The following is a 23,136-nucleotide window of genomic DNA, read 5'->3' as shown; positions in this document are numbered from 1 at the left end:
GTCCCGTCTCCGCCGGTCCAGTTTGGGCCGGACCTTTGAACCAAATCAATTGGACAGCGCCATCCACTGATAAGATGAGGGTGGCAAATGAGTAACGGCTCGTCGCAGATCAGTTGCGACGAGCCGTTCGTGATTCAAGTCGGGGCGACAGGACGGCTATTGAACTTCTTCCGGGATGTTTCCGGACGTGGCCGACTGCGCTTCTCCCGGCAGCAAAAGACTTTACGGGCCAGAGTGATCCTGATAAGTCTGACGGGTGACCTATTCCACCGTAAAATCAATCCGATCACAAAGGGCAAATGATGGTTGTCGTCGGCCATCCAGTCGCTTGACGCCCAACATAACTGAAAGGCCATGAGGATGCGTCTTGTTACTCACGAGCCGGCAGCGCCGCTTGGGAACTTCATCCACCATTTCTGGGACTGCACCGACGCGCCCTCTCACCCGAGAGAGCGAATTCTGCCGAGCGGAACAATTGAACTCGTCGTTAACCTTCGTGAGGATGAAGTTCGAATTTATGGCTCAGCAGAGCCAGAGCGTTGCCGGCGATTTCCGGGTATTGTCGTCTCGGGAACGTATGCTGGTGCGTTTGTTATCGATCCGACGCAACATGCTTCAATGACGGGCGTTCATTTTAGGCCCGGTGGTGCGTTTCCCTTTTTTGGCGGCGCCACCGGCGAACTGGCGAACAGTCACCTTGGTCTGGAGGACCTATGGGGCAGGTCTGCTGTCGAGCTTCAAGAGAGAATGTGTTCCGCCGCGACGCCTCTGAAACGATTTCGAATCCTGGAAGAAATGCTTGAAACTCGGTTGCGATGGCCATCGGAACACCCGGCGGTTTCTCTCGCCCTCGATATCTTTGGACCGGCGGGCATCGGCGACTCGGTTCGTGCGGCCGCGAAGCGCGTCGGACTCAGCCAGCGACGGTTTATTCAAGTATTTACGGCTCAAGTTGGCTTGACGCCGAAGCTCTTCTGTCGCGTCCTGCGGTTCCAGCGTGCCCGGGAGGTCGTGGATCAAACCGCGACGCCGAACTGGGCCCAGGTGGCGCTGGTCTGCGGCTATTACGACCAGTCTCACCTGATCCACGATTTTCTGGAGTTCTCCGATCTAAGCCCAACTGACTATATCGGGCTACGCAGCAATCGCCTCCTGCGAAATCATGTCCCTCTGATCGGCTAGGTCATTTTTCTCCAATACGACCATCGTCTCCCGCTGTAGCATCACCGGCGTCGGGGGCGCAGGTTCATCCCACAGCACACGTGCCCAACGGACGGTAGTTCGGCAAGCCGATTGTGACAGTTGGATCCGGCGACATTCGCCCCAACGTTACGATCCAAGTCAGGATGGTCCAGACCTTGAATCGGGCACGAGAGTATTGGAGAAGAAGAAAGGCAGTCTCATGAACAAGCTCATTCCTCCGGTAATGTTGCTTTGCCTCGGGATTTCTGCAGGTGGTTACAACGAGGTGGAGAGCGACGACACGAAGGCATCGAAGGACACGATACAGAAGGAGGGCAGGCCCATGTCCACGGTTAGCATCCGCTACATGATCGACGACGTTCCCACCGCCATCAAGTTTTACACGACACAGCTCGGCTTCGCGCTTGACCATGACGCCAGCCCGGCTTTCGCATCCGTCACCCGTAATGGGGTGCGGCTCTTGCTCAGCGGCAAGACCAGCTCCGGTCGCAGGGAAATGCCGGACGGCCGCCAACCCGTTCCCGGCGGCTGGAACCGGATTCACATCCAGGTAGACGACCTCGAAGCAGAGGTTAAGCGGCTTCGCGAAGCGGGCCTCAAGTTCCGTAATGACATCATCACCGGCCCGGGCGGTTCCCAAATCCTCCTCGACGACCCGTCAGGCAATCCCGTCGAATTATTTCAGCCCAGAACGGGTGCGGACGATCCGGACAAGGAAAGGGCACACGACAAATTCGAGGCAGTCAAGCGGTCACCGGAGCACGCCAAACTGAAAGAGATGGAAGGCACGTGGAAGGCCACGGTCAAGCCGACCAGCGGACCCAAATCGAAGGGCACCATGTCGATGAAGATGGACCTTGGCGACCTGTGGCTGGTGTGGGATTTCAAGAGCGAGAAAGGGGACTTCTCCGGTCGACGTCTGGACACATACGATCCGCAATCGAAGAAATATTACGCCGTTTGGATCGATTCGATGTCAACGACGCCTTTGCAAATGAGCGGCAACTACGAAGGCAACCAGATGGTCATGGTCGGCGAGTCCCGCGGAGCTGACGGAGAAATTCAGAGGATGAAATTCGTCACCGAGATGAAAGACAAGAACAACATCGACTTCACCATCTACGCCCCCGGCCCCGACGGCAAAGAGAGCGCGATCATGAGCATCATGTACGAGCGAGCGAAGTAGTGGCGCCAACCCCGCATAGAGAGTTTCCGAGAAGTGCTGGTCGGGGTTCCGCGAGCTTAGGATGCCAGTCGATTTCCGCGAACGGGGCGATAGGATTGAACTCCGCAACCGCGGATTGGATAACGGGTTAGCGGCACTCAATCGGGCAAATAAATCAAATCTGCCTGGCCAGTCGAACCGATTTCAGCCCCATTCACTATCCGCACGTCATTGGCACCAAAGGATAACGGCTCGTCGCAGTTCAGTTGCGACGAGCCGTTCGTGATTCAAGTCGGGATGGCGGGATTTGAACCCACGACCTCTTGCACCCCAAGCAAGTGCGCTAGCCAGGCTGCGCTACATCCCGTTGTTGCAAATTGCTGCCGCGGAACCGGTTCGGACGCCGATTTCCGCCGCAGGGTCAATGCAGACTGCCAGTTATCGCGTTGACGGGCGGGAAATGCAAGTCCGGCCTGCTGACGTTTTCCTCGCGGGCGGGGCCGATGTCGCAACGTCTCTGGCAAATGCGAGTTGCGTCAACGGCCGACTATCGGGCCTGAGGTCGGATCAGGACCGGGGTCTGGGGGTGGCCCGTCCGTGCCTCGGCGTCCCTCATAGCTGGAGTCAGCGCGTTCATCAATTCGGGGGCCGTCAAGTGGAGGTCGCGGTCGGCGTCGGCGGCGCCGTCAAAGGCCTCCGCAAGGCTGGCGGCGAACAATCCTCGTCTGCGTTCGTTCCAGACGTGGCTTCGCTGATCGGCGTCGCAACTCATGACGATCGTCGTGGACTGGAGGGGCGAATTCAGCTCATCAAGGATTTCCTTTCCGGCCGGCTGACGCTGCAGATCGCGCCCGCTCCCTTCCGGAGTACAGTCCCAGAGGAGGAGCTTGTCGGTCGACGGGCAGGCTTCCAGCCGTTCGATCAGCCACGCCAGCGGCAGGCCGGTTTCCGTCATCCGGGCGGAATCGAAGTCGCGCGGTGCGAGGTAGACCTTGCCGTCGTCAGTTCGGTAAGCGTGACCGGTGATATAGATGATGACCTGCGTAGCCGGCTTGGCCGCCGTCAGCACGTTCTCGAACGTCTGCTTCCATTCCTCCAGCGTCGCATCGAGAAGAAGCGACCCGCGGTGGTCGGAGAGGGCATAGCGTTTCAGCAGCGCGGAATGTACGAGCCGTGCATCGTCGAGAGCGGTCTTGACCGGGCTGAGCGAGGTGTCTGTATACGACTGCGTCCCGATGACCACCGCCCAGCGGTCCGCCTGCGTCGGTCGGCGGGCGTCGATGGCGGAGGCCCGCAGAGTTCCGCTCGAAGTGAAACCGCTCACTCGCACGGCATCGAATCGGCGTAACGACGATTGCGTCACTTTTTCCAGCCCCAGCGTAACTTCGGTCTGCGGATCGAGCAGGACAGTCTGACGCTGGCCATCAGGAGCGATCACCAGCAGCTCGCGGCCTGCCGGGTCGAGTTTTTCGATGACGCCGTCGAGGGTCTCGCTGCGTGTCACCTGCAGTTCACGAATCAGCGTGTCGTGCTTGAGCGACAACCGGTCTCCCGGAGCGAGGTCCGCCGAAGTCAATGAAACGCCTGCACGGGTGACTTCGCCATTAACGCTGATCCGGCAGTTGTCCGCCAGCGGCAGATCGAGCGTTGCGCCGCCTGATGGTCCGACCTGGATCCGGAGTCGACGGCCGTCGTCCAGAACTTCGCGCAGGCTGCCCACCGTGCCAACCAGCCGGGAGGCACGGAGGGATTGCAGCAACCGGCTGGCGCGCCCCCCAGACTCGGTGACGTGCGCGAAGGCGACGTGGTCGCCGACCTGGAGATCAGCCAACTTTGCCCGGGCGCCGTTGAGTTCGAGGATGGCGGCCGCGGGAACGTGAACGGGCAGGTCGTCGCGCAGGGAGCCCTCGGAGAGCGTGATCACGAGCCGTTGTTCGGGCAGATTGAGCTGCTTGACGACGCCGTGGCTCCGGACCGGCCGATCAACGTTGATGCCGAGCGCCAGGCTGGTTCGATTGGCGTCCAGTTCGATGGTGAGCAGATCGCCGGGCTGCAGTTCGCGGAGCAGAATATTCCGCTTGTCATTCTGCAGGAAGATCTTCTGTTTGCGCGGAAGTTCAAATTCTTCGAGGGCGCCGCTGTGAGCATCCTGGACGATGATCCGGCTATCGTTCGGCAGGATTTTGTGCAGGATGCCGTTGACGGTGTGTTCTGAGCGAACCGACGGGGGCTTGCCCGACGGCCAGAAGAGCATGGCCGCGCTCATGACCAGCGAGAAGCCAAGCGCCCCCGCGGCCACCCAGACTCTGCGGCGCGCACCGGAGTCATCGGAGGGCGGAGGCTCGTCGCCGCCGCCGACGACCTTGAGATCGACCTGCAGATCCGAGAGGGCTTCGTCTGCGGACTTGTAACGCAGGGACTGGTCTTTCTCGGTCAGCTTCTGAACGACGCGCGCGATGTCTTCGGGGACTCCTTCGAGCACGCGGCGGATTTCCGGGAGTCGGCGGTCGGGGGCGGCGTGCCACATCATCCAGGCGATCTGGCGATCGCGGCCGAAAGCGTTCAGGCCGGGGAAGAGCTGGTCGAAGTTCTCGCCGCAAAGCAGGCTGTAGGCGGAAAAGCCGAGCGAATAGAGATCGCTGGCGGGGCCGACGTCGCCGAAGTCATCGGAAACCATTTCGGGGGCCATGTACCTGGTCGTTCCTTTGAGCAGGCTCCCTTCGTCGTCGCTGGCCCGTCGGGCGAGACCGAAATCGCCGATTTTGACTCGTTTGCGCGAGTCGATCATCATGTTGCCGGGCTTGATATCGCCATGGATCACGCCCTGCTCGTGGAGATATTTGAGAGCCCGCAGGCAGTGGGCCAGGGTGGCCCGCAGCGCTCGGAGGTCCATCGGTTTGCCGCCGAGTCGCTCGGCGAGATTCCCCTGCATGAGCTCCATGATCAGCCATCCGCGTTCGCGGTCGACGTCGAAGATGGTGACGATGTTCGGATGGTGGAGCGACGCCAGGAGCTGGGCTTCGAGCCAGTACCGGGCGAGCTGTCGCGGATCCTCCAGAAACTGCTGATGGAGCTGCTTGATGGCGACTTCGCGTCCCAGTTCGACATCGCGGGCGCGATAGACGGTGGCGAAGCTGCCGGCGCCGATCTTTTCGAGGATCTGATATCGCTGCTGTTCGCTCGACACCGCACGACCTTTCGAGAACCGTTCTGCTCAGAGATCTGAAACGAGTTGTCTGTCGAGAAATCTACACGTCCGGCGGGTACCGGAAGACTCAGGACGCAAGCAGCACTGCGATGAGCTGCCGCAGCCGTTCGTCGTCTTCGAGTCGGCCCGTCAGCCCGACAAACGGATTCCGGTCCTCCGAGTTGAGCATTTTCAGAACATTGCGGAGGGCTTCGCGTTCGGATTTGGAATCGCCGCGCGAGTGAGCCAGGGTCGCTTCGCGGAGGAGCTGCTGATGGGGTTTGAGGGGCTGGCCCGGCTGCCCGATGAACTCGCGAACGATTTCCTTCCGGGCTCCGGCGCGGGAATTGGCGGGGCTGCTGATTTCCGGTTCCAGGACGAGCAGCACTGCCGAGGCGAGGACGCTGAACGCCAGAGCCGCATAGACCAGTACCGGATTCCCCTGACCGCTCTTGCGCGGATCGATCCGACGGGCGCCGCCGACATCCGCCAGGTGCAGTTCGGGAAGCTGGCCGTCTTCGCCGAGGCGGACGAGCGTCTCTCCGGTGCGGTCGGTAATGAAACGGGCCGTCTGCCGGCGGGAGTCCGACTTCTCGCCCTTCTTGACTTTCTTCCGGGCGCCGTTTCGAGCGGGAGCGGGTTCGGCGGGAGCACTGGTCGGCGTCAGCGACGGCGTCGGGTGAGCGAGGTCGCGGCCCGTGGCGGAAAAGTAGACCACCGTCTGCGGCGAAAGCTGCAGGACCGCCTCGGCGGGAAGCCAGACCCACTGGTCGACCGGCAGCGGTCGACCGTCGATCAGAATCCCCGTTTCCGGCTGTGCATAGATGGCGAAACGGCCGCCCCGACGCACGATGCTGCAGTGCTGTTCCGCGATATGGGAATCATGGAACACGAGCTGATTGTCGAGACCGGACCCCATCTGGACGATTTCGTCGCCCAGCATATAGACGGTCCCCTGCTCCGCCCCCGCAAGAACTGTCAGTCGCCCGGGAGCACTGGAGGAAACCTGAGTCATGGAAGCGTTTTCAATTCGCAATGGCGACGCTGACGACGGCACAACTTCATTCTATCGGCGGCGAACGCGTGCTGGAACGAATTCCGCGTCGGTTCGCCGAAACCGTTCAAGTGCCAAAGTCCATATAGATGAAGTTGATCAGAAACGGGCCGAGAATGATCAATACGGTGGAGGCCATGATCAGGATTCCGGGCAGTAGCATCTTGACGGCCGCTTCGCCGGCGACCATTTCCGCCCGCTGGCTCCGTTTGAGCCGAAGCACGTCGGCCTGCGTGCGGAAGATCCGGACGATTGGCGTGCCGAGCTGCTCTCCCTGAATGATGGAACCGATGATTCCGGTAATATCGTCGTCGTGCAGCCGGTCTCGCATGGCTTCGAGGGCCGCGATACGTCCCTTGCCCATGTTCATTTCGCTCAGGACGCGACCGAACTCGGCGCCCACGGGATGCGTGCGGAATTCTTCGACCGCACGTTCGAGAGCCTGATAGAACGTGGAACCGGCTTCCATCAGCAGCGTCACCAGGTCCAGCATGAACGGCAGCCGGCGCTTGATCAGGACGACGCGATGCAGCGCCTGCCCCCGGAGTCGCCGCCTCAGGAGCCAGCCCGTGAGCATCGTCAGCACGATGGCCAGAACAATTCCGGCGGGGCCCAGGAACAGAACGGCCAGATAGACATAGGCCGGCATCAGACACAGCGACCAGATTTCGAGCAGCCCCAGGTATTCTTCGGGCGTCCAGAAGCGTGGAAAGCCGGCCGCCTGCAGTTCGCGGCCGATTTCGGGGAGCTGCTCGCGGAAGGCGTTGCGGTTGAAGCGGGCGAGCGCCTGGAGGACGGGCTGGAAGATTCGATAGACGGGGCTGATTCGACTCAGCTCCTGAATCCGATTGACGTCGTACCGCCATTCGCGGTCCTGTTCGAAATCATCCGCGGCGAGCGTATTGGCGATCGAGCGGATAAAAACGAAGACCGCCACGCCAACCAGCCCGCTCCCCAGCAGTGGCAGGATGAAGTTCAGCAGCGGAGATTGGGCCAGAAGCAGCATTTGACCGGCAGACCTGAAGGAATCGTATTCGAAGAACGAGCGTGAAGGCCGTTGGAAACCGACTCAGATATCGGGATTGAGAATCTGTCGGGCCCAGAGATAGGCGACCAGATTCAGCACGAGCGAAGTACAGAGAAAGATCTGGCCGAGAACCGATGTGAATAACCGTGCGGTGCTCTCGGGATCGACGACGAAGTAGTAAATGGCCAGGATCGCGATCGGCACCAGGGCCATGTAGAACGCGCTCGTCCGGGCCTGTGAGGTGTCGGCCTGAATCTTTCGCTCCAGCCGCTGCATTTCCCGGACGGAGACCGCGATTCGTTCCACCGTTTCGTTCAGCCTGCCGCCGCTCGACCGGCTGGCCTGCATGGCGGCGGCGAAGAGTGCGAAGTTCTCGCTGCGAAGCCGCTCGCGGGCCTCGTCGAGACACTTCTCCATCGTCTTGCCCATCTGGTATTCGCCGACGATCTGCTGGAACTCCTGGCTGATGGGCCGCGGGCTCTGATTGGCGAGAATTTCGAGCGACTGCGGCAGCGACAGCCCGGCCCGGATGGCGCTGGCCAGCGAAACCATCGCATCGGCCATCTGATCGTCGATGAGCTGGCGGCGCAGGTGCGCCCAGCGACGGACGAAATACCACGGCGCAAGAAACAGGACGCCGCAGATCGCCAGGCCCAGGATCGGGATGTTGAACACGAACCACAGCACCAGAAACAGCGCCAGCACGAAAATCCACCACGACAGCAGGCCCGGACGGACATGCCGCGGGCTCGCCCGCAGCCGCCGGAGCTGAGCGCGAAAGTCGGCCTCGACAAAGTCGAGAAAACGGCCGAACGCGCCTTCTCCGGCCCACACGAGGAGGACGATCGCAGCGCCAAACATCAGTGACAGAATCAGGGGCATCGGATCTCGAGTCTGCCGTGTGCTGAAAACTTGCGAATCAGGAAGTGATTTTGCTTATTCGCCGTACAGGAATTCCAGTTGCAGCAGGTCTTTCGCAATCAGCGAATCGATGAACGTGGGAAGGTATCCGGTGGGATGCAGCACCTGCCCGTCGCGGAATGCGTAGATGTCGCGGATGATGAGCGAACTGCGGTCGACGTCGTATCCGGCGACCTCGGAAATCTGGGAGACCCGGCGCTGGCCGCCGGGCATCCGGGTAATCTGGACCACCACGTCGAGCGCTGACGCGATCTGGCGGTGAATCGAGACCACCGGCAGCTCCACGGCCATCAGCACCAGCACTTCGAGGCGTTTGATGACGTCTTCCGTGTTGTTGGCGTGCACCGTGGTCATCGAACCGTCGTGGCCGGTGTTCATCGCCTGGAGCATATCGAGGGCTTCCGGCCCCCGGCATTCGCCGACGATGATCCGGTCGGGCCGCATTCGCAACGAGTTGCGCACGAGATCGCGGATGGTGTATTCGCCGGCCCCTTCGACGTTGGCATGCTTAGACTCCAGCGTGACGACGTGGTCCTGATGGAGCTGCAGTTCGGTGGTATCTTCCACCGTGACAATCCGCTCCTTGTGCGGAATGAAGCTCGACAGAATGTTGAGCATCGTCGTCTTGCCGGTGCCGGTCCCTCCGCTGACGAGTATGTTCCGGTGGTCGACCACACAAGCTCGGAGAAACATTGCCGCGGACGACGTCAGCGAACCGAGTTCGATCAGATCGTCGACGGTGAAACGATGGACCGGAAACTTGCGGATGGTCAGACAGGGGCCGCGAGTCGCCAGCGGCGGGATGATCGCATTGACGCGGCTGCCGTCGGGCAGGCGGGCGTCGACGAGGGGCTGGCTCTTGTCGATCCGACGACCGACCTGAGCCACGATTCGTTCGATGATCGACTCGGTGACCTTATCGGAAATGAAGCGGCGGCCGGAAAGTTCGACAAGGCCGTCGCGCTCGACATAGACCTGGTCGCTCTTGACGACCATGATTTCGCTGATGGTCGGCGCCCGGAGCAGATCCTGCAGGGGACCGTAGCCGAAGACGGTGTCCTTCAGCTCTTTCTTCAGCGTCCGCAGGATCAGATACTTTCGCAGTTCGCGATGCAGATGCGGACGGACCAGCGGGAAGACTTCGGCAAACTGCGACTCGACCCGCCGGATCTTCGAACTGAGGTCCGCCTGGTGCTGCAGGTCGAGCCGTTCGCGAGAAAAGACAAGCAGGTTGTGAAGTTCCGCTTCGCGCTCCGGGACCAGCGTGGCGGGAATGTCGAACTCGTTGTAAGTCAGCCGGGCCAGGGAATCGAGGTTCTCCTTGCCGCTCTCCAGAATCAACTGATTGATCAGCAGATCGCGCAGCGTCAGCCCGACGATTTCCTCCAGGAGCTGCTCGTTGTCAGTCCCGAACAGGTTGAGTTCGCGGCAGACGTCTTCGATGTTCCGTTCGAGGAGCACAATCGTGTCCGGATTCCCGACCCGGCTGTTTTCGATCTCATAGAGGTCCAGCCGCTCCAGCAGCTTGCGGTGCACCCGCTGATTGACGTCGGCCATCAACGACCGCAGGTGGGCTTCGAGCTCCGCCCGGCTGATCGGAGAGACCTCCTCCGATTCGAACGTCAGCGTGAACGGCCAGATCCGGACGGAATCGCCGGCCTTGAACAGCGCGGAGTGGCCGCCGAGAACTTCGGCTTCGCCGACCATGCAGCCGTTGATGCCGATGTTTTCAAGTTTGAGCTGGCCGCTTTCCCGCGAAACGACCGCCTGGCGCTTGGAGACCAGCGGACTCTGCAGCACGATCGTGTTGGACGGATCGCGGCCAATACGGATCGTCGACTCCTCGGTCTCGATGAGGGTCCGCCGGCTGTCGTGAATCTTGTTGAACCAGATCTTCATGGATGTTGCAATCGGACCGATGAGCTGACGAGCTGGCGACGGGTTGCAGTCAGGGACTTCAGCGTTTCTTCGGATGGAGCAGCACCTGCAGCCCCTGCGAACGGGTGGTCCGCAGATACTCGGTAATCCGTTCGGCCTTGGCTTCCAGCCTGCCTCCCACCATTTTGGCGACGACGGTGATCGAGGTTTCATTGCCGCCGCGGCCCCCGGCCGCCCGGAAGACGTCGGTCCGGCCAGTCCGGTTGCCGATTTCCAGAATCCGGAACGGGCCGATGATGTCGGACCCCATCCCGGTAGGAGGCTGGGCCGGATCGGTCTCGGGAATCGGGGCCAGGGCCCCCACGCTGCCGCCGGGCAGCCGGGGAATCAGAAACGAAACGTCGTCCTCGGGATTGACGCGGGAGGCGTTGAACGTGCGAGGATCGACGGGCAGCCAGAGCGCCACCTCGTCGGGGCCGAGCTTCTCATTGAGGTCGCGCTGGCCCGGCGTGCGAATGTCCTGATAGAGAACAAGCTCGCCGCCGCGGTAGCTGCGGTTCGACGTCTGGCCGACGACGGTGCTCTGATAGTCCCACAGGGGGGCGACCTGTTCGAGATTCCCGACGCTGCTGCGAGGAATATCGACTCGAACGAGATGTTCGGCGCTGATGGCCTCGCCGGCGTTGAGCTGGACGTTCGCCCGGATGCCGATGAAGCCGACGCGCGAGTCGCGTCCAGCGAGACCTTCCAGGTAGAACCAGCTCAGCAGAGCGCCCCCCAGACCCAGCCCCAGCGCCAGCACGATTCCCGGCACACCCTTCATATCGCAGCTTTCGTTGGAGAGTCGTTCTGAGGCTGAAGTGACAGATCACGGACGAGAGACAGACTCCGTCGCCGGCGTTTCGGCGGTTTGAGACGTCTGCGGGCGGCCAGGTGCGGGAGTGCACCAGCAGATTCCAGTGACGCGATCCCCGTTCGACTGCAACTGCACGTCCCATTGAGCGTTGGAATGACGTCCCCTCAGGACGGCGGAATCATCGGTCAGGTTCTGAGTTTCGAGCTGAGCCAGTTTGCGATAGTAACCGCTCCAGTCCTGCAGCGAACCGCCTCCTTCAAAGGCCACCACCGCAGCGCCGTTCTCATCGCTCCATCCCAGGATGCGCCGGGCTCCCGGCGGAAGCGCGAGTTCGCCGGTCACGGGTTCCCCGGATTGAGCGACAAACGGCGTGGCATAGAGCAGCCAGCGTTGCTCTCCATAGGGGAGCGCCCACGCAGTCGCCGTGATGCGGTGGCCCGCGCCATCGGCGGCTCGGCCGCTGACCTGTCGGACGGCGACCGCCTGCGGAAGCGGAGCGGGCGGCAGATAGACGGCGTCCACGCTGTCGCCTGTTTCGAGGGCCGTCGGCAGTGTTTCGATCCGCCGCAACCACGCGGCCTCGTCCTCGCTGACCTGCTCCGCGGACGCTGTCACGCGGGCAGACACGTCGCTGCAGAACTTCGCCAGTGCCTGCTCGGCCGAAGATCGATCGCCGGAAATGATTCGACGCGACAGGGTCGCCCCGGAGTCTCCAATGGTCACATCGACGGCCCGCGCATCCCAGTCGGCCAGTTCATCGGCGCCGACGGCGACGGGATGGGACATTGACGCAGGTTCCACCCGCCACCAGGCGACGATCTGATGGCCGGCCGACAACCCCACCATCAGCACCAGCCCGACGGCGAAGAGGTCCGTCGCCCGGCCGGCGATGATCCGCGCCAGCGCCCGTGGCGAACGCCGCGGAGTGGTCGAAGGGGAGACTTCAGATGCTGCAGAAGTTGTTGCCACGGTTCAGTACCCGACTCCCACCGGAGATGGGGGGCAAGGCGGCGGACAACCACGCCCCTCGCAGTAGCAATGCTCCAGATCTTTGAGGGAAGGACAACGCATCGAAGTCGGAAGTAATCCTCGAAGGTCATTCAAGTCGTCGTAACGCTCGCGGAGCGGCTCGACAAATATGTCGGGAAACATACAGAGTTCCAACTCACAGCGCCACTTGTCGTAGAGCCGCATGAATGACGTCGACATTGTACACGGCAGAGCTTCAATCTGCTGAATCAACGGTTCCACCGTCGTAATACGAACGGTAACCACATCGCCGGCGCATTCCCGCGGCAGCCTGGGATAGAAGTCCGGCGCCCTGCCGTAATAGCGGATGAACTCCTCGTCCTGATCCAGAGTCTTGAGATGTCGGCGGTCGGAGCTGTTGACCAGTTGCTGCCAGAGCTGTTCGAGCTGGTCGTACTTGCCGGAGGCCTGTCCGCTGAGGTTGGCGAAATCGAGGTGCTCCATGTCGTACCAGACCCGCGCCCGCGGATACATGTTGTCGGGAATTCCCAGCGAGAAGAACTGCCAGCGATGGTCGAGCAGATCCTGCGACAAATTGAACGACAACCGTCCCAGCCCGCCCGGCATAGAGCCTCGAAACAGGGGCACGGGTTTGCTGACTTGAGCGCGACCGCGATGGACGCTGCCGTCCATTTCCAGCCGCCCCTGGACGATCATCACTTCCTGAGTGCTGGGAGCGGTCAGGAGCGGACCACGGATGCACTGAACCGTCAGATCTGGCGGTTGATTCCAGATTGCGTCGACCTGAGGCAGGTCAGCTCCGGATTCGGAGCTCAGCGGCGATCCCGCCGGCCAGTTGTCGGGGGGAGGATTCCATTGCCCGGTCCGGACCGCCAGCGAGCGCCACGTGGCATAGCGCGCTGAGCCCTGAGCGCGCACCTTCCAGGCCCCGACGAAGCCGATGTTGATCATCAGCGCCGTCATCAGCATCAGAAACGGGATGCTGAGCGTCAGTTCCAGGGGCGCCAGTCCGGCCCGGCTGGCCGCGGGGCGGCATTCACGGTCGCGGCGATGATGGCGGGCGATCACGGCGGACATTCCTGCGGACAGTGTGCGGTCTTGCGAGGTCAGTGCGGGCTGACGATCTGCAACTGCGTCTGGCTCAAGGCGCCCACGCGGGGTGGAACATAGCTCGTCAGGGAGCCGGTCAGATAGCGGCTCGGGTGCGTCTGCAGAACGGGAATCAGGCTTGGCGCCGTCGCCGGCGTCAGGCGGGCGGTCCAGTTCTGATTGAACAAATCCCACTCGTGCGGCCAGTTGTCGTACTGATTGATCCAGCAGGTCGCCGGCTGACCGTTCTCATCGGTGCAGGCCACCGGATAGGCCCACGGGCAGCAGGCATATCTTCGAAACGGAATATAGATCTCGGCCTGAGCAAACGTGACCGCGTAGTTCCGAGAGTCGCGCTCCAGCGGATTGCGAAACAATCCCGGAAACATCGTCGACAGCGGCGGCCAGTAGGCGGTCCCGACGAACTGGTAGTCCCGTTCGAGCGTCGCCTGCTGCTGCGAATCGAAACCGGCGCACCCGCCCCCCGTCGAGGCATCGAGCTCGCGAAGCATATGCGGCAGGTTTGTGTTGGGATATTCGTCGAGCAGCTTATTCAGTTGATAACACGTAAAGATTCGCCACAGATTGATATATTGCGACATCTTGGCGGTCGTGTCCCCCTCCCGGGACGAATACGACGGTGTGGGGTATTCGAAGTACTTCGTTTGCCAGTGGCGGATCCAGTCTTCCAGGTAGAAGAACGCCAGAGACCGCCGACGATCGGACGCCCGCCGGAAGTACTCATCCAGGTTCGGCATCATCGTGTCGACGCCCATCGGCGACGGGTCCAGGGCCGGCACGGTGCGGGCCCTGGGGTCGTCCTCGTCGGTGTATCCGACCGCGAGGACATTGCTGCGCCAGAGGAGCGCTCGCAACGGCTGGTTCTCGTGGATCCCCTGCGAAGACGTCCCGTAGCGCTGGACGATGTCGTCAACCGCCGTCTCGGCGAGAATCGGAGTGGCCCGGACGACGGCTCGCTGGAAACGCGGAATGAATCCCCCCAGCGGATCTCCCTGACCGTTCGGCCCGGCGAGAATGTACTCAAACAGCGGCAGCGAAATGCGGGACTGTTCGTGGGCCAGCGCGCCGAACGCGTCGACCATCTTCTGCTCGACATCGGCTTTGTCCACGATCGCCCGGCCCATCAACTTGAACTTCTGCGAATGGACCCTGCTTCCAGTTCCAAGCCAGAACTGCGTCCCGACCACCCGCCAGGCCTGCAGAATCTCCGGGACCAGTTTCTCCGCATTCTGGTCCCGGCCTTCACGCATGTAGGCCGTCAGCGCGAAGACTTCGCAGAGCAGATGGTTGCTGAAGGCCAGGGCGTTCATGCCGCGGGCGATCGCCACGCTCCCCGAATAGGCCGACGCATCGGCGGCGTTCTGCATGCGAATTTTGTCGTCGATCTGCCGGCCGACGTTGATCAGCATCACCAGCAGAATCGTAAACAGAAACGTCGCGAAGACCGTCAGAACGCTGATGACGCCCCGTTCGTCGCGATGCACGCGCAGCACCAGGCCCCGGCCCTGCCTGCAGGCGGCGGTCAGCAGATTCGGAGCGGGCAGGTTACCGTTCATGGAGATACGGCCTGACGGACTTGATGCCTTCGTTGCTCAGCGTCGCTTCCGCAAAGATCCGGGTCGTATTCACCCGCTGGCGGTATCCAGTGGCGGATTGGATCTTCGGGGCGACGGCATCGGGCTGACCGTCGGCCCGGACAATGTACTTCGCCAGCAGTCGGCCGGGGCCGGGCAGCAGCGCGAACTGATGTTCGACACGAACCGTCAACGGGTCCTGCCATCCGACTTCATATGGATCGAAGATGATGGACGGGTTGTCGTGGTTGCGGGGGTTGTAGGTTCGATGCGACAGCGAATCCCGCCCCTGCTGGCTCATCGCGTCCAGCCAGCGCAGCGTGACTGTCGTGTTCTGGTCGGCATACATCAGCTTGTTGCGCAGCCGGCCCGGAATCCGGGAGTTCGCCTGCGACGCGGGGACCAGAGCTGCATAGGCCTGCTGCTGCGCGGAAATCCGTTCGAGATTCGCCATTGATGGAAAAGTCGTCGAGCCCAGGTCGGCCGACGGGCAGATCGGCGCAATGGCCTGCACGGCCGCTGACCGGATCTGCTGGAGCTTGGGACTGACGAGGGTGGAATCAATGTTGACCAGGCTCATGCTGTCGATGGTGCTGCTGGACTGCGGATAAACCGCTTGCACGTTCGCCGGTTCGTCGACCGATCCGCAGACCTCGGCGGGGATCCAGACGCAGGCGGCCCGCGCCGCGGCAAACGCCGCGTAGTGCACCACCATCTGCGCCGCCATGAGCTGGCTGATCTGCACGATCAGCATCAGAATCGCCAGGAACAGCGGAAACGTCAGCACGAAGGCCAGGCTCTGGACGCCCCCCTGCTCGCAGCGATGGACTCGCTCCAGCCGGGACCAGTCCCAACGGGCGCCGCTCGCCCGGGCCAGAATCCGCAGCAGCACGAAACACACCGTCAGGGCGACCAGCCCCGGCCAGCACGATTCGAGCACGCTGCGGTCCATCGTTTTCCCTTCGATCGCGAGCGTCAGCGATTCCCGCCAACGCCGTCAGCAGTCAACCACATCTGCCAGTCGGGCCAGGTCACAATCACGGCGGCCAGCAGACCGGCGGGCGCCAGAAACAACTGCTGTTGCAGCGGACGCCGCTCCTCCGCGGTCAGCGGAACCCAGCCGCGGGCGTTCCAGATGCGGGACATCTGGCGAAAAGTCGCGGTCAGAATCCGGAAGACGCCGATCTGCCAGATGAGCCAGGCCACGCCGAGAACTCCTCCCAGAACGAAGGTCCAGAGCAAGGCCTCAATGCCTCGCTCCCAACCCAGAAACGCGCCCATCATCGCCACCAGCTTGAGGTCGCCCCCCCCGAGTTGAAACATGACGAAACAGAGCAGCATGATGCCGCCGCAGAGGACCAGACCGCGAATGCCGTCTTCGGCGGCCGGCCAGCCTCCCAGAAGTCCCCGCAGCGCGAGACCCAGCAGGCTGCCGGGGTAGGTTATCCAGTTCGGAATTCTCTGCCACTTGAGGTCAGTGCCGGCGGCGACCGCCAGCAGCGCCAGCAGCACGGCCCACAGCAGCATGCCCGCATTCTCCGCGTCAGTTGGACGTCGAACCGCCGTTGATGACGTTATTGGATTCGTTCTCCAGGTTCTGGAGGCCGGTGTTGAAGTAGTTCTTGATCGTCGGCCAGCCATACTTGAGGAGGAAGATCAGGATTGGAATGACGATCGCGGCGACGATCAGAATCGTCTCCAGACTGACCGCGCCCCGCTCGTCCCGGTGCAGACGTCCCCAGAACCGGCGAATCGAATTGCTGCTCACGTCCCCGACTCCTGCATCGCCTGTGTTTCCTGGAAATCCGTTCCTAGAGAAACGGCCACGAGACCTGCACGCACAACATTTCCCAGACGAGCGCCATCGTCCGTTTTCCATAGACAGTCACAATCAGCACCACCGGAAACGTCGCCGCCAGCACGAGCACATAGTCCAGCGTCGCGCCGCGACGGCGTCGGACTTCGGCACGTGACTGGACGAACGCTGGCATGGAATGAAATCGTCAATCGACAGGATCGCAGATCAGTCTGCCACGGACAGCACAGGAACATTCCCACCATAACACCGTACAGCTCCGCGGACATCACTGCACCGACTTTTGCATGGTACCCCGCGCCCACCCGGCGAACCAGACCCGTTCTCAGCCTGCCGCGCTGGAACGGCCTTCCGTTGCCGATCGGGAGGTTCCATTCCAGGAGAAACGCAAACGGGGCCAGCCGATCAACGGGCCAAACCGTAATCACTTCGAACTTCCGGAGCAGCCCGTCACGACGGAACCCCCGGGACTGATCGGTCAAACCTCCTGACGCAGCAGAGGTTGTGGCGAACTCGACAGTCGCTACAATGCAAACTCTCGCGATTTTTCCGACCACGCAATCTGGGGGGGCTGCCTCCGCTGCGAGCCTGATCGCAAAGACCGTTCTCTCATGCGCTTCCAGCTCTCCAACAAGAATCCGAGATTCCTGAACCGTCGGTTTCAGGCCCGGATGATCGTTGCAGTGGTGATGTTCGGCCTGTTCCTGTGGCTGGTCGAAACCTGGCGATTTTCCAGTCTGAACGTCAAATCTCCGCCCGCCAATCCCGCGCGCAACCTGGAAGCGGACTATTCCATCAAGGAAGATTCGCCGTTGCGGGACGACGAGTTCCGGGTGAGTGCGACGCCTGTGCTGCCCGAGGAGGAACTGCGCGTCGCGGCAGCCGACATGGGGGTGGCTCTGCCTGCCGGATGGCTGGACGGCGTTCGCGACAATACGATCGGGATTCGCCGGGATGAAGGCGACAGCTTTTTTCGGGTCCTGGCCCATGCTCGCGACGTTCCGGCCAGCGATCTGGAACGGGCCGCCCGCAAAGACGTCCTCTACATCAACCTGATGGCGGAGTCCGAGCGGTTCCGCGGCGACGTCGTCACGGTCACCGGAGAGATGTGGCGACTGCGGGAATTCGCCGCCGCGGAGAATTCGTACGGCCTCCGCAAGCTCTACGAGGCCTGGATCTTCACCGACGATTCCAGCACTCACCCCTATCGGGTCGTCTGCACGAGCCTGCCGAAGGGGATGGAGCCGGGCCAGAATCTGCGGACTCCCGTCCGGGTCGTCGGCTATTTTTTCAAACGTGAAGGCTATGAGTCGCCGGGGGGGCTCCACGTGGCGCCCACCATCCTGGCCAAGCGGCTGCAGTGGTATCGCTCGCCGAACTCGCCGCCGCCGATGGAGTCGCTGTCGACTTACCTGCTGGGAATCGTCGGCGCGGTCAGTCTGGCCCTCGTGGCGACCCTGGTCGCATTCACGCTCAGCGACCAGAAAGCCGAACGGGACGACCTCCGCCGGATGCAGGCCGCCCGGCTCGAGAAAATGCCCGATCTCAAACAGGCCGACTACGTTGATGTCGGTTCGATGCTTGAGAAGTTGTCGGTCCAACTGGAACGGGAAGAGCCTCGGCGCCCGTCCCGCCCGGCCGATGAACTGGAACCGCCAACCCTGCGAGTCCTTTCACGACCGTCGGTCGAGGATGACGACGAGTAGTGCTGCAAGGCCGCGGAATCGGCAAGGGCCGATGTGGTCGAGCGGCGACCGCACACTCCAGACGGACTGATTTCGCCCCGTGGCTCGCCCGCAGCAGCAGAACCTGTTCGCCGATGACGAACTGCCGGAGAACCTGGCGGCCTGGGAAGTTGCCGCTCAGAATGATCGGCTCCTGGCCGAAGTCGTCTTCAATCGCCCGCTCACCACCGTCTATCACTACGTCGTTCCCGATGCCTTGCGCGAATTGATCGGCCCCGGGAAGCGGATCGAAGCTCCCTTCGGTCGCGGCAATAAATTGACGACCGGGTTTTGCGTGGGGCTGTCGACGGAAGTCCCCGCCGGGCGCGCCCTCAAGTCGCTGACGGCGGTTCTGGATCGCGAGCCTCTCGCCGATGCAAAACTCCTGGAACTGACTCGCTGGATCGCCGACCGGTATCTCTGCGGCTGGGGTCAGGTTCTCGAAAGCGTGATTCCTGCGGGCGTGAAATCCCGGGCCGGCACGCGCGACCTGACGTTCTTTGAACTGGCGGCCGACTTCGAGCGGCGGCTGGGGAAAACCCGGCTGCCGGCCAAGCAGCAGGCCGTGGTTGCCGCGTTGCAATCGGCCGGCCGTCCCCTGCGGGCCGATGAGCTGTCCGAGGCTGCCGAGTGCGGGATCTCGCCGATTCACACGCTTCGCGACAAAGGCCTGGTCGTCTCACGACGAGACCGGATGCTGGTCGCCTCGGCGGAACTCCCTCCGCCCGAACCGCACCGCGAAATCGTCCTCAACAGCGACCAGCACCGGGCGGTCCGGGATATTCTGTCGGTCCTGCAGTCGGGACAGCACAAGACGCTGCTGCTCCACGGCGTCACCGGCAGCGGCAAAACGGAGGTTTACATCCGCGCGATCGAAGAGATCGTCGGCTACGGTCGCCAGGCGATCGTGCTCGTGCCGGAAATCAGCCTGACGCCGCAGACGATCCGCCGGTTCCGGTCGCGGTTTTCGTCGGTCGCCGTGCTGCACAGCCATCTGACCGATTCCGAGCGGCACGCCCACTGGCAGGAGATTGTTTCCGGCAACGTGCAGGTGGTCGTCGGCGCCCGCAGCGCGATCTTTGCACCGACGCCCCATCTGGGATTGATCGTCATCGACGAGGAGCACGAGACGTCGTTCAAGCAGGACACGACTCCCCGGTATCACGCCCGCGAAGTCGCCCGCCGGCGCGCCGCACAGGAGCGGATCCCGCTGCTGCTGGGATCGGCGACTCCCACGCTGGAGTCGTGGCTGCGGGTGCTGCGCAAGGAGGACTCGCTGATCTCGATGCCCAAGCGGGTCGAGCGCCTGCCGCTGCCGCCGGTGATCGTCGTCGACACTCGCAACGACCCGCAGGTCCGCCAGGGGACGGCTATCGGCCGGGCGCTGTTCACCGCGATGAACTCCGCCCTCAAAGAAAAAGGGCAGGTGATTCTGTTTCTCAACGTGCGCGGATTTGCCCCCGTTCTATGGTGCCGGGCCTGCGGCGAGGGCGTCCGCTGTCCCCATTGCGACATTTCGCTGACCTGGCACAAGCAGCGCGGCGTGGCCCTCTGTCACAGTTGTGACTTTGAGGTCTCGCCGCCCCCGACGCACTGCCCGAAGTGCGGTCACGGCGGGCTCACGCACCTGGGACTCGGAACCGAGCGGCTGGAGCACGAGGTTCGTCAGCGTTTCCCGGAGGCCACCTGCCTGCGGATGGACAGCGACACCATGAAGCAACGCGGATCGCACCAGACCGCCCTCGACGCTTTCCGTGCCGGTGAAGTGCAGATTCTGCTCGGAACCCAGATGATCGCCAAGGGGCTCGACTTCCCGAACGTCACGCTGGTCGGCGTCATCGACGCGGACACGCAGTTGCATCAACCCGACCTGCGGGCCGCCGAGCGGACCTTTCAGCTCATCGCCCAGGTGGCGGGACGGACGGGCCGCAGCGCCCGCGGCGGGCGGGTCTTCGTGCAGTCGGCCAGCCCCGAGCAGCCGGCGATTCAATTCGCCTCCCGGCACGACTACCTGGGATTTGCGAGCGCCGAGCTGGAGCACCGCAAAGTGCTGCAGGTTCCGCCGTTCTCCCACCTGGTGCGGGTTATCTTCCGCGGTCCGGTCGAGTTGGACGTCGAAGCCGACGCGCAACTCACAGCCGACAAGATCCGGGCCGCGGTCAAGGAGCAGAGCCTGGCGGTGCGCGTGCTGGGGCCGGCTCCCTGCCTGGTCACCCGATTGAAGACGCTGTTCCGGTATCACCTGCAGATGACGTCCGTCAGCCTCGAAGCACTGCGCGCCGCCTGGCTGGCCATCGCAGCAGAAGTCCCGACGCGGAAGGATGTCGAAATCGTGGTGGACGTCGACCCGATGAATCTGCGGTGACCGTTCAGACGGCACGGGTGGCTGGCGTCGGAGTCTGCGACGACCCAGCCCCGTTTAGCAAACGGGGTGACCGGGGCGTCGCAGACTCCGCCCCGGCCACCCGGATTCAATCGTCAAAAAAACCAACTTGCGGGAACGGCTACTCTTCCTGCTCCCGCAGCTTCGCCATCACCGACAGGTCTTCCAGCGTCGTCGTGTCGCCGACCGATTCCCGGCCCGCGGCGATGTCCCGCAGCAGTCGCCGCATGATCTTGCCGCTGCGGGTCTTGGGAAGCGCGGGCGTGAAGCGGATCTTGTCAGGCGTCGCCAGGGCGCCGATCTGCTTGCGGACATGCTGAATCAGATCTCGTTCGAGGGCTTCGCTTCCGTCGCCGCTCTTGAGCGTGACGAAACAGCAGATCCCCTCGCCCTTGATGTCGTGCGGGAATCCGACGACCGCCGCTTCCGCGACCGCTTCGTGAGCGACAAGGGCCGACTCGACTTCCATCGTGCTCAGGCGGTGACCGGCGACGTTGAGCACGTCGTCCACCCGGCCCATGATCCAGACGTAGCCGTCTTCATCTTTGCGGGCGCCGTCGCCCGCAAAGTAGCAGCCGGGCACCGTGCTGAAATACGTCTGCACGAAGCGTTCGTGGTCGCCGTAGAGCGTGCGAAGCATGCTCGGCCAGGGCTGACGCAGCACCAGCAGCCCCCCTTCGTTCGGCCCCAGGCTGTTGCCTTCCTTGTCGACGATATCGCAGACGACCCCTGGCAGCGGCTGCGTACAGCTCCCGGGCTTGGTGGGGGTCACCCCCGGCAGCGGGCTGAGCATGATGGCCCCGGTTTCCGTCTGCCACCAGGTGTCGACGATCGGGCAGCGTTCGGCGCCGATCATGCGGTGATACCACATCCAGGCTTCCGGATTGATGGGCTCGCCGACCGAACCGAGCAGCCGCAGGCTGGAGAGGTCGTACTTGGCGGGCCAGTGGTCGCCCCACTTGATGAACGCGCGAATGGCGGTCGGAGCCGTATAAAAGACCGACACGCGGTACTTTTCGATGATGTCCCAGAACCGGCCTTCATCGGGCCAGTTCGGGGCGCCCTCGTACATGACGACCGTCGAACCGTTGCACAGCGGGCCGTAGGCGACATAGCTGTGCCCGGTGATCCAGCCGATATCGGCGGTGCACCAGTACGTGTCGTCCTCTTTGAGGTCGAAGACCCACTTGCTGGTCATCATGGCGCCGAGCAGGTAGCCGCCCGTCGTATGGACCACGCCCTTGGGTTTGCCGGTGCTGCCGGAGGTGTAGAGGATAAACAGCGGGTGCTCGCTGTCGAGTTCGACGGCGTCGCAGTCCGCCGAGACGTCCGACATCAGGTCGTTCCACCAGTAGTCCCGGTCGGGCATCATGTGCACCTGCATGCCGGTCCGGCGGACGACCACCACCTTCTGCACGGTGGGAGACTTCTTCAGCGATTCGTCGACCGCCTGCTTCAGCAGGACTTCCTTGCCGCGCCGCCAGCCGCCGTCGGCGGTGACGATGACTTTGGCCTCGGCGTCGTTATTGCGGTCGGCGACGGCGTCGGCGCTGAAGCCGCCGAAGATGATCGAATGCGTGGCGCCGATGCGGGCGCAGGCCAGCATGGCGATGGTCAGTTCGGGGATCAGCGGCAGATAGAGCGTGACGCGGTCGCCGGTTCGAACGCCGAGCCGTTTGAGGACGTTGGCGAACTTGCAGACCTCGCGGTGCAGGTCCTGGTAGGTGAGGACGCGGGTGTCGCCCGGCTCACCTTCCCAGATGATGGCCGCTTTATTCTTTCGCCAGGTGGTCAGGTGCCGGTCCAGGCAGTTGAAAGATGCGTTGATCTTGCCGCCGGTGAACCACTTCGTGTTCGGCATCTCCCCTTCCAGCACCGTGTCCCATTTGCGGAACCAGTGCAGTTCGGCGGCCAGATCCCCCCAGAAGCCGGCAGGATCGTCCTTGCCGCGTTGCCACATCTGCTGATATTGCTCGACGCTGCTGATGTTGGCCTGGCTGACGAAACTCGCCGGCGGAGCGAACGAGCGGGTTTCCTGCAGGGTGGACTGGATCGATTCGGAGCTCATCGGCTGAAAATCTCCCGGTAGTCACAGCAGCATTCCGGGCACCCGCGATCCGTGGGCCGGCCGGAGCCAACGCAGCAAATTCCGCCGGCCACATCGCCGGTCGGGGAACAGTCTCGGCTGAACGCACCGATCACGGAGTGACTCTGGAACGATCAACGGGAGCTGATCTTACGGACGGGA

Annotated in this window: 17 protein-coding genes, 1 tRNA gene and 2 pseudogenes; 5 read left to right on the top strand and 15 right to left on the bottom strand. The window is 62.8% G+C overall.

Going from position 1 to position 23,136, the window contains the following annotated elements; genetic code table 11:
* The first annotated feature begins 360 nt into the window (after window positions 1–360).
* From SH412_RS05250 to SH412_RS28540, 3 genes and pseudogenes are all read left to right on the top strand, one after another.
* The gene (locus SH412_RS05250; protein WP_336522463.1) at window positions 361–1,182 is read left to right on the top strand and encodes a helix-turn-helix domain-containing protein; all 822 of its coding nucleotides are present in this window, start codon (window positions 361–363) and stop codon (window positions 1,180–1,182) included.
* A 343-nt stretch (window positions 1,183–1,525) separates the two neighbouring features.
* Window positions 1,526–1,891, top strand: a pseudogene (locus tag SH412_RS28545) (VOC family protein); the annotation flags it as partial.
* 75 nt (window positions 1,892–1,966) lie between these two features.
* A pseudogene (locus tag SH412_RS28540) lies at window positions 1,967–2,389 on the top strand (DUF1579 family protein); the annotation flags it as partial.
* Window positions 2,390–2,660: 271 nt separating this feature from the next.
* Here the strand turns inward: SH412_RS28540 and SH412_RS05240 are convergent.
* From SH412_RS05240 to SH412_RS05175, 14 genes are all read right to left on the bottom strand, one after another.
* A tRNA-Pro gene (locus tag SH412_RS05240) sits at window positions 2,661–2,735 on the bottom strand.
* Between the two features lie 180 nt (window positions 2,736–2,915).
* Window positions 2,916–5,555: a serine/threonine-protein kinase gene (locus tag SH412_RS05235; protein ID WP_336522461.1), complete on the bottom strand. Its 2,640-nt coding sequence runs from the start codon at window positions 5,553–5,555 to the stop codon at window positions 2,916–2,918.
* A gap of 88 nt (window positions 5,556–5,643) precedes the next feature.
* Window positions 5,644–6,570: an FHA domain-containing protein gene (locus SH412_RS05230; protein ID WP_336522460.1), complete on the bottom strand. Its 927-nt coding sequence runs from the start codon at window positions 6,568–6,570 to the stop codon at window positions 5,644–5,646.
* 106 nt (window positions 6,571–6,676) lie between these two features.
* Window positions 6,677–7,615 (bottom strand): type II secretion system F family protein, encoded by a 939-nt coding sequence (locus tag SH412_RS05225; protein WP_336522459.1) that lies wholly within the window; start codon window positions 7,613–7,615, stop codon window positions 6,677–6,679.
* Window positions 7,616–7,678: 63 nt separating this feature from the next.
* Window positions 7,679–8,518 (bottom strand): type II secretion system F family protein, encoded by an 840-nt coding sequence (locus SH412_RS05220; RefSeq protein ID WP_336522458.1) that lies wholly within the window; start codon window positions 8,516–8,518, stop codon window positions 7,679–7,681.
* 54 nt (window positions 8,519–8,572) lie between these two features.
* Window positions 8,573–10,456, bottom strand: a complete 1,884-nt coding sequence (locus SH412_RS05215; RefSeq protein ID WP_336522457.1) for an ATPase, T2SS/T4P/T4SS family — start codon at window positions 10,454–10,456, stop codon at window positions 8,573–8,575.
* Between the two features lie 58 nt (window positions 10,457–10,514).
* Entirely contained in the window at window positions 10,515–11,258 is a 744-nt protein-coding gene (locus SH412_RS05210) for a hypothetical protein (protein ID WP_336522456.1), read from the bottom strand.
* Window positions 11,259–11,303: 45 nt separating this feature from the next.
* Entirely contained in the window at window positions 11,304–12,260 is a 957-nt protein-coding gene (locus SH412_RS05205; protein WP_336522455.1) for a hypothetical protein, read from the bottom strand.
* A gap of 3 nt (window positions 12,261–12,263) precedes the next feature.
* Window positions 12,264–13,349, bottom strand: coding sequence for a hypothetical protein (locus SH412_RS05200; RefSeq protein WP_336522454.1), 1,086 nt, complete (start codon window positions 13,347–13,349; stop codon window positions 12,264–12,266).
* 38 nt (window positions 13,350–13,387) lie between these two features.
* Complete coding sequence (locus tag SH412_RS05195; protein ID WP_336522453.1) at window positions 13,388–14,947, bottom strand: TadE/TadG family type IV pilus assembly protein; 1,560 nt, start codon at window positions 14,945–14,947, stop codon at window positions 13,388–13,390.
* Entirely contained in the window at window positions 14,937–15,917 is a 981-nt protein-coding gene (locus SH412_RS05190) for a TadE family protein (protein WP_336522452.1), read from the bottom strand. Before SH412_RS05190 ends, SH412_RS05195 begins: the two co-directional genes overlap by 11 nt.
* A 23-nt stretch (window positions 15,918–15,940) precedes the next feature.
* A complete protein-coding gene (locus tag SH412_RS05185; RefSeq protein ID WP_336522451.1) occupies window positions 15,941–16,492 on the bottom strand; it encodes an A24 family peptidase in 552 nt (183 codons plus the stop codon).
* A 16-nt stretch (window positions 16,493–16,508) separates the two neighbouring features.
* Window positions 16,509–16,733: a TadE/TadG family type IV pilus assembly protein gene (locus SH412_RS05180; RefSeq protein ID WP_336522450.1), complete on the bottom strand. Its 225-nt coding sequence runs from the start codon at window positions 16,731–16,733 to the stop codon at window positions 16,509–16,511.
* A 43-nt stretch (window positions 16,734–16,776) separates the two neighbouring features.
* On the bottom strand, window positions 16,777–16,956 hold the full coding sequence (locus SH412_RS05175; RefSeq protein WP_336522449.1) for a hypothetical protein: 180 nt from the start codon (window positions 16,954–16,956) through the stop codon (window positions 16,777–16,779).
* A gap of 436 nt (window positions 16,957–17,392) precedes the next feature.
* On the opposite strand from SH412_RS05175, the gene SH412_RS05170 reads away from it, so the two are divergent.
* Both SH412_RS05170 and priA read left to right on the top strand, forming a co-directional pair.
* Entirely contained in the window at window positions 17,393–18,487 is a 1,095-nt protein-coding gene (locus tag SH412_RS05170) for a hypothetical protein (protein ID WP_336522448.1), read from the top strand.
* Between the two features lie 79 nt (window positions 18,488–18,566).
* Window positions 18,567–20,870: a replication restart helicase PriA gene (priA, locus tag SH412_RS05165; protein ID WP_336522447.1), complete on the top strand. Its 2,304-nt coding sequence runs from the start codon at window positions 18,567–18,569 to the stop codon at window positions 20,868–20,870.
* 139 nt (window positions 20,871–21,009) lie between these two features.
* On the opposite strand, the gene acs is transcribed toward priA, so the two are convergent.
* The gene (acs, locus tag SH412_RS05160) at window positions 21,010–22,956 is read right to left on the bottom strand and encodes an acetate--CoA ligase (protein ID WP_336522446.1); all 1,947 of its coding nucleotides are present in this window, start codon (window positions 22,954–22,956) and stop codon (window positions 21,010–21,012) included.
* Window positions 22,957–23,136: the final 180 nt, after the last annotated feature.

Origin of the sequence: Planctellipticum variicoloris (assembly GCF_030622045.1) — a bacterium.
Lineage (GTDB): Bacteria > Planctomycetota > Planctomycetia > Planctomycetales > Planctomycetaceae > Planctellipticum > Planctellipticum variicoloris.
This window is presented reverse-complemented; position numbering and strand designations above follow the sequence as displayed.